We start from the raw sequence: 13531 nt of genomic DNA, 5'->3' as shown, positions 1-13531 counted from the left end.
CCGGGTGTTCGGAGGCGTCCTCCACGGCGCCGGCGAGGCGCAGCACCTCAGCGGCATCCTGGCCGCTRCCGGGCACGACCTCGACCAGCGACATCCGGCCGGTCGTCACGGTGCCGGTCTTGTCGAGCACGACGGTGTCGACCCGGCGGGTGGACTCCAGCACCTCGGGCCCGCGGATGAGCAGGCCGAGCTGGGCCCCGCGCCCGGTGCCGACCATGAGGGCGGTGGGCGTGGCCAGGCCGAGGGCGCACGGGCAGGCGATGATCAGCACGGCCACGGCAGCGGTGAAGGCCGCCGTCCAGCCGGCGCCAGTGCCCACCCAGAAGCCGAGGGTGGCCGCCGCCAGCACGATGACCACGGGCACGAAGACCCCGGACACGCGGTCGGCGAGCCGCTGGACCTGCGCCTTGCCGTTCTGGGCGTCCTCGACGAGCGTGGCCATCTGGGCCAGCTGGGTGTCGGCCCCGACCCGCGTGGCCCGCACCACCAGCCGGCCCCCGGCGTTCACGGTGGCGCCGATGACGGCGTCGCCGGGCCCCACCTCGACGGGCACCGACTCACCGGTCACCATCGACGCGTCGACTGCCGACGAGCCGTGCTCCACGGTGCCGTCGGTGGCGATCTTCTCTCCGGGTCGGACGACGAACCGCATGCCGACGGCGAGCTGCTCCACCGGGATCCGCTCCTCGCGGGCGTCGTCGCCCTCGCCCCGCAGCACCGCGACGTCCTTGGCACCGAGCTCGAGGAGGGCCCGTAGGGCGGCTCCCGACGTGCGCTTGGCCCGGGCCTCGGCGTAGCGCCCGGCCAGGAGGAAGGCGGTGACGCCGGCGGCCGCCTCGAGGTAGATGTTGCCGGCTCCGTCGGTGCGCTCGAGGGTGAACCGGAAGGGGTGCGTCATCCCGGGCTCGCCCGCCGTGCCGAGGAACAGTGCGTAGAGCGACCAGCCGAACGCCGCGAGGGTGCCGACCGAGACGAGGGTGTCCATGGTCGTCTGCCCGTGCCGCAGGTTGGTCCACGCGGCACGGTGGAACTGCCAGCCACCCCACACCACCACGGGGGCCGCGAGGACGAGGGAGGCCCACTGCCAGTAGCGGAACTGCCAGGCCGGCACCATCGCGAGCACGACCACGGGAACCGCCAGTGCGACCGAGACCAGCAGCCGGTGGCGAAGCAGCGCGGTGGGGTCGCCCTCGTCGGCCGTCGCGGCCTCGGTGCGGTCGAGGACGGGGAGCGTTGCGGTGTAACCCGTGCGCTCGACGGTCTGGAGCAGCTCCTCGGTCGAGACCGTGGCGGGGTAGGTCACCTTCGCCTTCTCGGTGGCGTAGTTGACGGTGGCCGTCACGCCTTCGATCTTGTTGAGCTTCTTCTCGATCCGCGTCGCGCACGAGGCACACGTCATGCCACCGATGACGAGCTCGACCGACCCGGCGGGTGTCTCGGGGGCGGTGACGACCGGGCCCAGCTGTGGCGTGTCGGTCATGGCATGCTCCCGGCTTCGGCGGTGAGCGCGGCGGTGTGGACGACGTCCCCGGCCTTGAAGTCGAGGAACATGCGGTAGCGCCCCGGTCCGGGCGTCTCCACCTGGAACGCCAGGCCGGCAGCGCCCCCCGCGAGGGCGCTGGCGGGGGTGAGGGGGTGGGCGTGGGCGTAGGCCAGGTCGCCCTCGCGCAGGACCACGAGGTGGCCGCCGGCGCCGAGGTAGGGCTGCAGGCCGACCGCACCACCAGCGGTGCGCGCGATCGTGAACGCCACCGGCTGGGCGTTGGCCGGGGAGAGGGCGCCCACGGTGCGGAGGGAGAACCCGTCGACCGACGTGGTCGGGTCGGTCGGGGGGAGGGCTACCGGCACGTAGTCACCGGGGACGGCGAGGTCGGTGCCGAGCACGAGGCCAGCGGTGTCGCCGTCGGGGTCGAAGTCGGCGAAGAGCCGCCACTGTCCCGGCCTGCTCAGGTCGAGGTTGATCGACCAGGTGCCGTCGCTCGCCATCGTCGGGTGCACGTGCTGGAAGCCGGACAGGTCGCGGCGCACGACGATGAGGTGCAGCTTCTTCTCGTGCGCGGTGGTGAAGCCGGTGACGGGGTGTCCGTCCGGTCCCATGATCCGGAACGTCACCCGGGCCGAGGTCGAGGGTGCGACCGTCGTCGTGCCCGGGACGAGCCGGTAACCCTGGTCCGTGGCGCTGAGCCCGGCCGGGAGTGCTGTGGCGGTCTCGTCGCCATGGCCGCCGGTGCCGTGATCCTGTCCTGCGGGCGTGGTCGTCTCGGTACCACTGTGGCCGTGGGCGCCAGCCGGGGCCATGGTGGTGCCGTCGGCGGCGTGGTCGCCCCCCGGCATACCGAGGTCGGCAGCGCGACCGACACCGAAGGCGGCCCCGAACGCCACGGCGACCCCGGCGCCGAAGGCGGCCACCCGGGTGACGGCGTTCACGGCGCCAGGCTGTAGTTGCCCGCCTCGTCGAGGGCCGCGGCGACCTCAGCAGGGCTGAGCTCGCGGGAGGCCTCGACCGTGACGGCAGACGTGCCGCCGGCAACGAGCGCGACCTGCACGTCGCTGACCCCACCGAGGGCCTTGAGCTCCTCGGTGACAGCGCTGGCGCAGTGGCCGCAGGTCATGCCGACGACGTCGAAGGTCTGGGTGCTCATGGGGTGCTCCTCGTGGTGGTGGGTCAGCGGTTGGCGGAATGCGGGATCGGGTGTCAGGACCGGACGAGCCGGGCAATGGCGTCGGAGGCCTCGCGGACCTTGTCCTGGGCCTCGGGGCCGCCACGGCGTGCGGCGTCGACGACGCAGTGCTCGAGGTGCTCCTCCAGCAGCTCCAGCGAGAAGGACTGCAACGCCTTGGTCGCGGCCGACACCTGGGTGAGGATGTCGATGCAGTACTTGTCCTCCTCGACCATCCGCTGCAGCCCGCGGATCTGCCCCTCGACCCGACGCAGCCGCTTGAGGTGGCTGTCCTTCTGGCCGTGGTAGCCGGGGTGGGTCTCGATGTCGCTCATGAGTACACCATACCCCCCTATGGTATTCAGTCAACCCCGACCCGCGCGCGGTCGCCGCCACCACCGCAAAACGGGGGTTGCTCGACGAAACGGGGCCTATAGCGGCCGTTTCGTCGGGCAACCCCCGTTTTGCGCGGGTGGCGCGAGAGGTCAGCGCACGGGGTTGAACGGCGTGAGCTGCTCGACCTGCTTGCCGGTGACCATCGTCTCGGCGAGGAGGCGACCGGTGACCGGCCCGAGGGTGATACCCCACATGCCGTGACCGCCGGCAGCGAAGACGCGCGGCGACTTCGTGGCACCGATGAGCGGCAGGCCGTCGACGGTGCAGGGGCGCGAACCCACCCACTCGTCCTGGCGGTCGTCGAGGTCGGCGCCGCGCAGCAGCGGGCGGGCGGCCTCGGCGATGGCCTGGATGCGGCGCTGGTCGAGCGCGGCCTCGGGCTTGCGGAACTCCATCATCCCGGCGACCCGCAGGCGGTCACCGATCGGCGTGCAGGCGACCCGCTGGGCCGGGAAGTAGACCGGGCCGTTGGGCACGTGGTCGATCGCGACCGAGAAGGAGTAGCCGCGACCAGCCTGGACGACGTTCTTCACGCCGAACTGACGAGCCAGCTTGCCGAGCCAGGCACCGGTCGCGAGGGCGGCGGCGTCGAACTCCTCGACCGAGCCCTCGGCGGTGGTGACGACCACGCCGGCGCCCGTGTCGCGGATGTCGGCGACGGTGGCGGCGTCCATGATCTTGCCGCCGCGGGCCCGCACGGAGTCGGCGAGGGCGTGCACGTAGGTGCCGGGGTCGATGAACCGCTGGCCCTTGAGCAGGATCGCCGCGCCGATCTCGTCGGACAGGCTCGGCTCGATGGCGCGGGCCTGGTCGCCGGACAGCGCCTCGAACTCGATGTCCTGGCCAGCGGCGTGGATGTGCTCGATCTCCTCGAGCAGGGTCACGCGCTCGGCTTCGGTGCGGTAGGACGCGAGGAACGACTTCGCCTCACGGGTCTCGGCCTGCACGCCGCCGTCACGCAGCAGGTCGAAGCTCTCGAGCGACAGGTCGTTGACCGGCACGAGCGAGCCCATGGCCTTCTTCCACTGCTTCATCGTCGAGTTCCTCGTGAACCCGGTGACGAACTTGAGGAACTTGGGGTCGGCGCTCGGAGGCACGTAGACCGGCGAGCTCGGCGACAGCACCGCGCGCAGGCCGTACTTCAGGACCGCCGGCTCGGGCAGCGGCGTCGCGATGCCGGGGGTGAGCCAGCCCGCGTTGCCCCACGACGACCCGGCGGCGACACCCTCGCGGTCGAGGACGGTCACCTCCACCCCGTGCTCCTGGAGGAACCAGGCGGTGGACAGACCGACCATGCCGGCGCCGACGACGGCGACGCGCTGGGGGACGGGGAGACCTGCTGCGGTGATGGGAGCCATGCGTCGAGCCTGACAGTCCAGCCGGTACGCCGCCTTGGGCCACCGGCATGAATTCCACCCCGTGACTTGTGCCGACGGCACAAGCAGGAGGACCCTGAGCAGGTGCTCGCCGTCACCGACCTCGTCGCCACCCTCGGGGGGCTGCTGACCCTGGGGGTGCCGCACCCGGGCGCGGAGGTCGACGACCTCACCATCGCCGAGCCGGGCCAGGGGATTGTGGGGCAACCCGGTGACCTCGTCCTGGGCGTCGGTGTCGAGTCGGCAGAGTCGGCGGCCGACCTCGTGCGGCGGGCAGCCGACGCGGGCGCCGGGGGTGTCGTGCTCCGGCGAGGCATCGCGCGGCGACGCACCGTCCGCGACCGGGCACGGCGCAGCGGGATCGCCCTGGTCGAGCTCGCCGAGCAGGCGTCGTGGGCCCACCTCGTGTGGCTGCTCCGAGGCGTGATCGACCGGGCCGCCGTCGGTCCCGGACGGCGGGACGACGCGCCCGTGCAGGACGACCTGTTCGCGCTCGCTGACGCGGCGGCGGCACTGGTCGACGCCCCCGTGACCATCGAGGACGCCCAGTCGCGGGTGCTCGCCTACTCGTCGCGCCAGGACCTCACCGACCCCGCCCGGGTCTCGACCATCGTCGGCCGACGGGTGCCCGACGAGGTGCTCGCGACGTTCCGCGCCCAGGGGGTCTTCCGCCGCCTCGCGCGCTCCGCCGAGCCGGTCTTCGTGCCCGCGGCGCGCGGCACCATGGCGCGCCTGGTCATCCCGGTGCGGGCCGGGGGCGAGTGGCTGGGCTCGATCTGGGCGGTCGTCGAAGAGCGTCCACCGGCCCCCCTCGTGGCCGAGCTGGTGCAGACCTCGTCGGTGGTGGCGCTGCACCTCCTCCGCCTGCGTGCCCAGGCCGACCTGTCGCGCCGAGTCGCCGCCGACCGGCTGCGCGGCGTGCTCTCCGGCAACACCACCGGCGCCGCCGACTGGCTCCCCGCCGGCCCGTGGCGCGTGGTGGCCCTGGGCGGCGAGGGTGACCCGGGGCGGCTGCTCGACGTCTGGGAGTCGGTGTGCCGGCGGCACGCCTGGAACCAGCCCCTGCTCGCCGACCTCGACGGGCGCGCGTATGCCGTGGTGCGCGACACCGAGGAAGAGTCACCGGGCACGTGGGGCTGGCTGAAGTCGGTCGTCGCCCGGGCGCGCGACGAGTCGCTGGCGCTGTCCGGGCGCGCCGGCCGCACGGCATACGGACCGGCGGAGCTGGAGCGGTCGCGCGGTGAGGCGCAGGAGACGGACCGGGTCGTCGGCGTGGGTGGCTCCACGGGGTCCGCCGAGTCGGTCACGCACGAGGAGGTCTGGGCCGAGGTCACGATCGCCCGGGCGGCGGGCACCCTGGTCGGCGACCCGCTCGGGCCGCTCGAGGTGTTGCGGGCCCATGATGCCGAGCACCACAGCGACTACCTGCGGACGCTGGCCGCGTGGCTCGACCACCCGGGGGCGCCGACCAGCGCCGCGCACTCGATCCACGTGCACCCCAACACGATGCGTTACCGGATGGCCCGCATCGCCGACCTCGCCGGTCTCGACCTCGACGACGCGACCGTGCGGCTCGCGGTCCGCCTCCAGATCGCAGCGGCCGCTCAGTCCGCCCAATCCGCCCAGTATCAGTCGACCCAGTAGTTGTCGTGGTAGCGCATGAACTCGTCGCGCTCCTGGTCGGTCATCGTCTCGCCTGCGGCGGCCCGGGCCAGTCCCTCGAAGTAGCCCTCGCGGGGCGCGCCGGGCGCGAAGTGGAGCAGCATGGACGCCGGGCCCGACTCGTTGCGAAAGCCGTGCAGGCCACCCGGAGGCACGTGCACGTAGTCACCGGGACGGGTGGTGTTCCACCGGTGGCCGTCGAAGATGGTGACCTCGCCGGTGAGCACGTAGAAGGACTCGGCGAGGGTCTTGTGGAAGTGCGCGTCAGGACCTGACCGGGGACCGGCGAACTCCCAGCGGTAGAGCCCGAAGAGTCGTCCGGTGGACTCGCCGGTCGACAGGTAGTGCACCCGGTTTCCGTTGGGGTAGATGACATCCGGCTCCGCGTCGCACAGGCGGATGGTCGCGCTGACCTCGCCCGTGGTGCCGTCGTAGAGGGGCGGTGGATAGCTCATGGGGCCCATCCTGCCCCGGAAGGCGAGGGGCAGCAGGCTCAGACCGCGACGCCGGCGGGGAGCCGGTGCAGGGCGTCGACGAGCGGGGCCAGCTCGGGGGTCTGCTCCGCCTCGCGGATGGTGTCCTCGAGCACTCGGTCGTGGGTGGGCCGGGCCGCCTCGAGGAGCTTGACCCCTGAGCGGGTGAGCTCGGTGTAGATCCCCCGACGGTCGTCGGCGCAGAGGATCCGCCGGATGAGCTTGCGGTCCTCGAGGCGGTTGACGAGCCTGGTCGTCGCGCTGTTCGACAGCGCCGCCGCGCGGGCCAGCTGTGACATCCGCATGTGCCACCCGTCCTGCCGGGAGAGGGCGTCGAGGACGGTGAACTCGACCACGGAGAGGTCGTGGGCGCTCGTGAGCTCGCGCTCCAAGGACGACTCGATCAGCCCGTGGAGTGCGGCGAGGGTCCGCCAGCCCTGGGCGCGGATCTCGACGGCGTCGTCAGCGATTCCCATGGCCCCATCATAACCCGCATTTGCAATAAGCCGCGCCTGCAACTAACTTGCTGCAGGCGCTGGTTGTTGCACACGCGGCATACCGGCTCGGGAAACGTCGGGCGCCGCGCCCGGCACCACCACAGACGAAAGGCACCCCATGCCCCTCGGACTTCTCGCCCTCGCCATCGGGGGCTTCGGCATCGGCCTCACCGAGTTCGTAGTCGCGGGGCTGCTCCCCGAGGTGGCCGCGGACTTCGCCGTCGACGAGGCCGCCGCAGGCTGGTTGATCTCCGGCTACGCCCTGAGCGTGGCCGTCGGGGCGGTCGGGCTGACGGCGGCGGTGACCCGGTTCAACCGCAAGCACGTCCTCACTGCCCTGATGGTCCTCTTCATCGCCGGAAACCTGGTCTGCGCGATCGCACCGACCTACCAGGTGATGCTCCTCGGACGTATCCTCGCGGCCCTGACCCACGGCGCGTTCTTCGGCATCGGCTCGGTCGTCGCGGCCGACCTCGTGGCCCCGGAGAAGAAGGCCGGCGCCATCGCGATGATGTTCGCCGGCCTGACCACGGCCAACGTGCTCGGGGTCCCCTTCGGCACCCTCCTCGGCCAGCAGCTCGGCTGGCGCGCCACCTTCTGGGCGATCACCGTGATCGGGGTCCTCGCCCTCGTGGGCATGGCGACCCTGGTGCCCTCGCAGCCGGTCGCGGCCGACGACGCAGGCCTGCGAGGGGAGCTCGGGGCGTTCCGCTCGGGCCAGGTGTGGCTGTCGCTGCTCGTGACGGTGCTCGGGTTCGGCGGGATGTTCGGCGCCTTCACCTACATCGCCTACACCCTCACCGAGGTCTCCGGCTTCGCCGCGTCGACCGTGCCGTGGCTGCTCGTGCTCTTCGGACTGGGCCTCTTCGCGGGCAACTGGGCCGGGGGTCGCGCTGCCGACCGTTCGGTGCCCGTCACCCTCACCGTCGTCCTTGCGGCGCTGACCGTCGTGATGGGTGTCTTCGCCCTGACCGCCTCGTCGCCGGTGCTGGCGGTGGCGGGGCTGGTCTTGATGGGCGCTTTCGGGTTCGCCACCGTGCCGGGGCTGCAGATGCGGATCATGACGTATGCCGGCTCGGCGCCGACCCTGGCCAGCGGCGCCAACATCGCGGCGTTCAACGTCGGCAACGCCGCCGGCGCGTGGCTCGGCGGCCTCACCATCACGGCGGGTCTCGGCTACGCCTCGACCATCTGGGACGGCGCTGCGCTCAGCCTCGGCGCGCTGGTGGTGCTGGTCGTCGCGGAACGCCTCGCTCGTCGCTCGAGCCCCCGCCCGGCGACCGGAGCCGACGCCCGCCCCCCTGTCACCGCCGCTGCCTGAGCCTGTGCAGCCCCCCGTGAAGGAACCTTTGCTAGCAAGGGAAACTCGTTGACGGACAGGTTGCAACGTGTCCACCAACGAGCAAGCCTTGCTAGCAAAGGTTGCTTGTGGGGGCGGGGGGAGGGAGCGCGACGGCGTCAGGAGGGGTGGACGGTGCCGAGCAGCGCGGCATACCGCTCGAGCACGGCCGAGCCCGTGTCGTCGGCGGGCGGGTCGAGAGTGGCCTCGTAGCGCACGTCCCACACCGGAGGCCGCTCGTCCCCAGCCAGCACCCAGGCCGCCTGGCGGGCCGCCCCGAGCCCGACGTACTCGCCCGGCTCGGGGATCGCGACGGGCACACCGAACAGCCCCGGCGCGACGGCCCGGACGGCGGCGGACGCGGCGGCGCCACCGATCAGCACGACCCGCTCGACCGGGAGGCCGAGACGGCGCACGTCGGAGACTCCTGCGACGAGGTTGGCCAGCATGCCCTCCACGGCGGCGCGGGCGAGGTTCTCGGGGGTGGCGTTCGACCGGGTGAGGCCCCCGAGCGTGCCCGTCGCGTCGGGGAGGTTCGGACTGCGTTCGCCGTCGAGGTAGGGCAGCAGCGTGAGCCCTCCCGCCCCGGGGGCCGCAGCCAGCGCGAGCCGGTCCAGACCGGCCAGGTCGGTGCCGAGGAGCTGGGCCGCCGCGGTGAGCACCCGGGCGGCGTTGAGGGTCGCCATCAGCGGCAGGTGACCTCCGGACGCGCTCGCGAACGACGCGATGAGCCCGTTGGGGTCGGCCACCGGGCGGTCGGCGTCCGCGAAGACCGCACCGCTCGTGCCGAGCGACACGACGACGTCTCCGGGCCGCAGTCCGAGCCCGAGCGCAGCGCCGGCGTTGTCGCCGGTGCCGGGGCCGACGACCATGCCTGCTGCGGTGCGTCCTGCCACCTCGTGGGGCGCCAGCACGTCGGGCACGCCGAACACCCGGCCGAGCGCGAGCTGCTGCAGGTCGGGGAGGTAGGCGTTGTCGGTGCTGGAGAAGTAGCCCGTGCCAGAGGCGTCTCCCCGGTCGGTGGTATAGCGCTCGAAACCATTGCCCTGCTTGAGGATCTGCGCCGTGAGCCAGTCGTGGGGGAGGACCACGTCGTGCACCCGGGCGGCGTTCTCCGGCTCGTGCTGCGCCAGCCAGCGCACCTTGGTCACCGTGAAGCTGGGCACCAGCGCGGAACCGGTGCGCCGCACCCACTCCTGCGGGCCGCCGAGCTCGTCGGTGAGGTCGCGGGCCGCCTGGGCGGAGCGGGTGTCGTTCCACAGCAGGGCATCTCGCACGACCTCGCCTGCCTCGTCGAGGGTGCACATGCCGTGCTGCTGCCCCCCGACCGCGATCGCGTCCACGTCGTCGAGCAGTCCGTCCGCGGTGGCGATGGAGAACGCCTCCCACCAGCGGTCGGGGTGCACCGACGTGCCGTCGGGGTGCGGCGCCCGGCCCGAGCGCACGATCTCGCCGGTTGAGGCGTCGCAGACCACCACCTTGGTCGACTGGGTGGAGGAGTCGACCCCCGCGACGAGGGTGCGACGGGCATCGGGCATGGAGGCCTCCGGGACGGTTCTGGTCGCGCTCGTGACCGGTTGACGGTCGCTCACCTGAGCGCCATGATGCCCAAACGAGTCCGCCCGAGTATGTCGGCGCACCCCGGACCCGTCAACGGGAAGGATGGGCACGTGGACGACGACGGACCCGCCGGTCTCGTGATGCTCGCGGCGGTCGCGCGCCGCCACTACCTGCAGAACCAGTCGAAGGTCGAGATCGCCCAAGAGCTGGGGATCAGCCGGTTCAAGGTGGCCCGCATGCTGGAGGCCGCCCGGGAGCGGGGGCTGGTGCGCATCGAGATCGTGCGCCAGGGCTCGCTCGACGTCGACCTGTCGGCGCGGCTCCAGGAGCGCTTCGGGCTGGCGCACGCCGTCGTCGTCGACACCGCAGACGCCGACCCGGGCACCGTGCGACACCAGCTCGGCCGGGCGGCCGCCGAGCTGCTGTCGGAGGTGCTGGTCGACGGTGACGTGCTCGGCCTGCCCTGGTCGCGCAACGTCCACGCGATGGTCGGGGCGCTCACCGGTCTGCCCCGGGTCGACGTCGTCCAGCTGACCGGCGCGATCGCCCTCCCCGACCTCGACAGCAGTGCGGTGGACATCGTCCGACGGGCGGCTCGCGTGTCCGGCGGAAAGGCATTTGTCTTCTATGCACCGTTCGTCATGGACAGCAAAACGAGCGCCGACGCGTTGCGTCGCCAGCCGGCGGTCCTGGACAGCCTGACGCGGGCCTCGGCGGTGACCAAGGCCGTCGTCGGCATCGGGTCCTGGCAGCCGGGGGAGTCGACCATCCACGACCTGCTCGACGAGGTCGAACAGCGCGACCTCGCGGCCCACGGCGTCGTCGGCGAGCTGGCCGGCATCTTCTTCGACGCAGACGGAAAGCCCTTGCGCCCCAAGGTCGCTGCCCGTCTCATCACGATGGACCCTGACGACCTCAAGCGCGTCGCCGAGGTCATCGCGGTGGTCTCCGGGGCCTCCAAGTCAGGGGCCGTGCGCGCTGCCCTCGAGGGCGGCCTGGTGCAGGGCCTCGTGATCGACGCGACCCTCGCCGACGTGCTGCTCGCGGGCTGACCCGACCGGCTCCGACAGCACCTCCCAGGGCCCTCGAAGGGTCCCTCGTCCGACCCCTTCCCCTTGCGCCCCGTCGCCGACCCATGGCATGGTCGTGACAGATGTAAGCGCTTTCAACGACGAAAGGGGCAGACCAGTGGCGACCGGTGCGACGCACTCGAGCGGGGCGACGATCTACTCCGTCGCCGAGCGTGCTGGTGTCTCGATCGCCTCCGTCTCCCGCGTCCTGCAGGGTTCCACGGCCGTCTCCGAGAAGACCCGTCAACGGGTCCTCGACGCCGCAGAAGAGCTCAAGTACGTGCCCCTCGCCGCAGCCCGGAGCCTGGCCGTCCGCCACCACGAGGCCCACGGGCTCGTGCTGCCGGAGCTGTCCGGTCCCTACTACTCCGAGCTCCTGATGGGCTTCGAGTCCCGCGCCGCCGAGCTCGGCCAGAGCGTCGTCCTGATGCTCGCGGAGGGCAAGGACGACCTCCCCAAGGCGGTGCGCAAGCTCGCCACCCGCGTCGACGGCCTCGCCATGCTGGGCTCATCGGCGATCCCCGAGAGCACGGTGACGGCGCTGCACGGCTCCAAGCCGGTGGTGCTGATCGCGGGCGACCCGCGTGCCGACGTCGACACGGTCACCTCGGAGAACACCCACAGCGCCGAGGAGATCACCAGCCACGTGCTCGGGCACGGCCGCACCACCGTCCGGTTCGTGGGTGACCCCGACTCCGGTCCTGACGTCCGCGACCGGTATGCCGGCTTCGTCGCCGCCCACGCGGCGGCCGGGCTCGCGCCGGCCGAGCCGGTGCGGATCGCCCTGCGCGAGGCCGACGGCACCGCCCTCGCCGACCGGATCCTGTCCGGCGACCTCACCACCGACGCGCTCGTCTGCGCCAACGACGAGCTCGCCCTCGCTGTGATGAAGCGGCTCCGCGAAGGCGGCACGAGCGTCCCCGGCGACGTCGCCGTCGTCGGCTGGGACGACGTGATGACCGCTCGGTACGTCGAGCCCGCCCTGACCACCGTGCGCCAGCCCGTTCGCGAGCTCGGTGCGCTGGCGGCCGAGCGACTCCACCGACGCGTGACCGGGGTCAGCGTCGACGACGGTCCGCAGGTGATCCCGACGCACCTGGTGATCCGGTCGTCGTGTGGCTGCGCGCCGGCCCCACCACGCTGACCAGCGCCCGCCCGTTCCCGACCCCGCCCACCCCAGACCTGATCCCGTCACCCCCGCCCCCGAGGAAAGAGAGAACACCCGATGAGACGCACCCCCGCCATAGCGGTCGCGACGTTGACCGCCGCAGCGCTCACCCTGACCGCCTGCGGTCGCAACGACAACGGCTCGACAGCAGGTGAGACAGGCAAGGACGTCAGCTCCGGCAAGGCCACCGGCACCATCACGGTGTGGGCCATGGGCGCCGAGGGCGAGAAGCTCCCGGCGCTGGCCAAGGAGTTCGAGGCAGCCAACCCCGGTGCCAAGGTGAACGTGACCGCCATCCCGTGGGACGCGGCATACCAGAAGTTCACCACGGCGATCACGGCCGGCACCACGCCGGACGCGGCCATGGTGGGCACGACCTGGATGGGCGGCTTCGCCGGCCAGGACGCGCTCGACCCCACGCCCCCGTCGATCGACAAGTCCGTCTTCTTCGACGGCGCCCAGAAGACCACCGAGGTCAACGGCACGTCCTTCGGTGTGCCGTGGTACGTCGAGACCCGTCTCGTCTACTACCGCACCGACCTGGCCAAGAAGGCCGGCATCACCACGCCCCCCACTGACTGGGAAGGCCTCAAGTCGATGGCCAAGGCGATGCAGACCAAGGCCGGCGCCAAGTACGGCATGGGCTTCCAGGCCGGCGGCACCGGCTCGTGGCAGTCGATCATGCCCTTCGGCTGGTCGAACGACGCCAACCTCGAGAAGGACGGCGGCAAGGCCTACAACTTCGACAGCCCGCAGGTGCTGGAAGCCGTGAAGTACTACCAGAGCTACTTCACCGAGGGCATCTCCGACAAGGCCGCGCCCGCCACTCCGACGACCGAGCCCGACTTCAAGAGCGGTCGCGTGCCGATGTTCGTCTCTGGCCCGTGGATGATGTCCGCGGTCGAGAAGGTCGGGGTCACGAAGGACCAGTACGACGTCATGCCGATCCCGGCCAAGACCAAGTCGTCGTCCTTCGTCGGCGGCTCCGACCTGGTCGTGTTCAAGAAGTCGAAGCAGCGCGACACCGCGTGGAAGTTCATCCAGTGGCTGAGTGACCCGAAGACCCAGGTCAAGTGGTACCAGGCCTCGACCGACCTCCCCGCCGTCAAGTCGGCCTGGCAGGACCCGTCTCTCACGGCTGACAAGAAGCTCGCCGTCTTCGGCAAGCAGCTCGAGACCGCCCAGGCACCCCCGAGCTTCCCCACGTGGGAGCAGGTCGTCGCGAGCTTCGACACCGAGATGGAGAAGGTCACCAAGCAGGGCGCCGACCCGGCTGCGGCACTGAAGGCCGTGCAGCAGCAGGCTGACTCGATCGGCACCGGCCAGTAGT

Annotated in this window: 13 protein-coding genes; 5 read left to right on the top strand and 8 right to left on the bottom strand. The window is 71.9% G+C overall.

Annotated features, from left to right (window positions below):
• The 5 genes from AC1DX8_RS04350 to AC1DX8_RS04330 all read right to left on the bottom strand — a co-directional run.
• The coding region (locus tag AC1DX8_RS04350) for a heavy metal translocating P-type ATPase (protein WP_477628682.1) at positions 1-1480 on the bottom strand (1480 nt) is incomplete at its 3' end.
• Positions 1477-2427 carry a hypothetical protein gene (locus tag AC1DX8_RS04345; RefSeq protein WP_477628681.1) on the bottom strand — a complete coding sequence of 317 codons (951 nt, stop codon included), beginning with the start codon at positions 2425-2427 and terminating at the stop codon, positions 1477-1479. The genes AC1DX8_RS04350 and AC1DX8_RS04345, both read right to left, overlap by 4 nt.
• Complete coding sequence (locus AC1DX8_RS04340) at positions 2424-2642, bottom strand: heavy-metal-associated domain-containing protein (RefSeq protein WP_477628680.1); 219 nt, start codon at positions 2640-2642, stop codon at positions 2424-2426. The genes AC1DX8_RS04345 and AC1DX8_RS04340 overlap by 4 nt, the downstream gene beginning before the upstream one ends.
• 53 nt (positions 2643-2695) lie before the next feature.
• Positions 2696-2995, bottom strand: a complete 300-nt coding sequence (locus tag AC1DX8_RS04335; protein WP_477628679.1) for a metal-sensitive transcriptional regulator — start codon at positions 2993-2995, stop codon at positions 2696-2698.
• A 150-nt stretch (positions 2996-3145) separates the two neighbouring features.
• Positions 3146-4414 (bottom strand): NAD(P)/FAD-dependent oxidoreductase, encoded by a 1269-nt coding sequence (locus AC1DX8_RS04330; RefSeq protein WP_477628678.1) that lies wholly within the window; start codon positions 4412-4414, stop codon positions 3146-3148.
• A gap of 102 nt (positions 4415-4516) precedes the next feature.
• On the opposite strand from AC1DX8_RS04330, the gene AC1DX8_RS04325 reads away from it, so the two are divergent.
• Complete coding sequence (locus AC1DX8_RS04325) at positions 4517-6076, top strand: PucR family transcriptional regulator (RefSeq protein WP_477628677.1); 1560 nt, start codon at positions 4517-4519, stop codon at positions 6074-6076.
• Here AC1DX8_RS04325 and AC1DX8_RS04320 read toward each other — a convergent pair.
• On the bottom strand, positions 6061-6549 hold the full coding sequence (locus AC1DX8_RS04320) for a cupin domain-containing protein (protein WP_477628676.1): 489 nt from the start codon (positions 6547-6549) through the stop codon (positions 6061-6063). The genes AC1DX8_RS04325 and AC1DX8_RS04320 overlap by 16 nt on opposite strands.
• Before the next feature lie 38 nt (positions 6550-6587).
• Complete coding sequence (locus AC1DX8_RS04315) at positions 6588-7043, bottom strand: MarR family winged helix-turn-helix transcriptional regulator (protein ID WP_477628675.1); 456 nt, start codon at positions 7041-7043, stop codon at positions 6588-6590.
• Between the two features lie 139 nt (positions 7044-7182).
• Here AC1DX8_RS04315 and AC1DX8_RS04310 point away from each other — a divergent pair, with 139 nt between their 5' ends.
• Positions 7183-8385 carry an MFS transporter gene (locus tag AC1DX8_RS04310; RefSeq protein WP_477628674.1) on the top strand — a complete coding sequence of 401 codons (1203 nt, stop codon included), beginning with the start codon at positions 7183-7185 and terminating at the stop codon, positions 8383-8385.
• Positions 8386-8522: 137 nt separating this feature from the next.
• Here AC1DX8_RS04310 and AC1DX8_RS04305 read toward each other — a convergent pair whose 3' ends face one another.
• Positions 8523-9941 carry an FGGY family carbohydrate kinase gene (locus AC1DX8_RS04305; protein WP_477628673.1) on the bottom strand — a complete coding sequence of 473 codons (1419 nt, stop codon included), beginning with the start codon at positions 9939-9941 and terminating at the stop codon, positions 8523-8525.
• A gap of 132 nt (positions 9942-10073) precedes the next feature.
• Here AC1DX8_RS04305 and AC1DX8_RS04300 point away from each other — a divergent pair, with 132 nt between their 5' ends.
• From AC1DX8_RS04300 to AC1DX8_RS04290, 3 genes are all read left to right on the top strand, one after another.
• Entirely contained in the window at positions 10074-11015 is a 942-nt protein-coding gene (locus tag AC1DX8_RS04300) for a sugar-binding transcriptional regulator (RefSeq protein ID WP_477628672.1), read from the top strand.
• Positions 11016-11151: 136 nt separating this feature from the next.
• Positions 11152-12177: a LacI family DNA-binding transcriptional regulator gene (locus AC1DX8_RS04295; RefSeq protein WP_477628671.1), complete on the top strand. Its 1026-nt coding sequence runs from the start codon at positions 11152-11154 to the stop codon at positions 12175-12177.
• An 81-nt stretch (positions 12178-12258) separates the two neighbouring features.
• Positions 12259-13530: a sugar ABC transporter substrate-binding protein gene (locus tag AC1DX8_RS04290; protein ID WP_477628670.1), complete on the top strand. Its 1272-nt coding sequence runs from the start codon at positions 12259-12261 to the stop codon at positions 13528-13530.
• Position 13531: the final 1 nt, after the last annotated feature.

It is taken from the genome of Pedococcus sp. P2_A3 (genome assembly GCF_056405035.1).
This window is presented reverse-complemented; position numbering and strand designations above follow the sequence as displayed.

Bases quoted from the DNA above. Each gene is read 5' to 3' on its own strand.
- AC1DX8_RS04335 (WP_477628679.1), bottom strand. From the start codon at position 2,995: ATGAGCGACATCGAGACCCACCCCGGCTACCACGGCCAGAAGGACAGC.
- AC1DX8_RS04315 (WP_477628675.1), bottom strand. From the start codon at position 7,043: ATGGGAATCGCTGACGACGCCGTCGAGATCCGCGCCCAGGGCTGGCGG.
- AC1DX8_RS04290 (WP_477628670.1), top strand. From the start codon at position 12,259: ATGAGACGCACCCCCGCCATAGCGGTCGCGACGTTGACCGCCGCAGCG.
- AC1DX8_RS04340 (WP_477628680.1), bottom strand. From the start codon at position 2,642: ATGAGCACCCAGACCTTCGACGTCGTCGGCATGACCTGCGGCCACTGC.
- AC1DX8_RS04320 (WP_477628676.1), bottom strand. From the start codon at position 6,549: ATGAGCTATCCACCGCCCCTCTACGACGGCACCACGGGCGAGGTCAGC.
- AC1DX8_RS04305 (WP_477628673.1), bottom strand. From the start codon at position 9,941: ATGCCCGATGCCCGTCGCACCCTCGTCGCGGGGGTCGACTCCTCCACC.
- AC1DX8_RS04330 (WP_477628678.1), bottom strand. From the start codon at position 4,414: ATGGCTCCCATCACCGCAGCAGGTCTCCCCGTCCCCCAGCGCGTCGCC.
- AC1DX8_RS04310 (WP_477628674.1), top strand. From the start codon at position 7,183: ATGCCCCTCGGACTTCTCGCCCTCGCCATCGGGGGCTTCGGCATCGGC.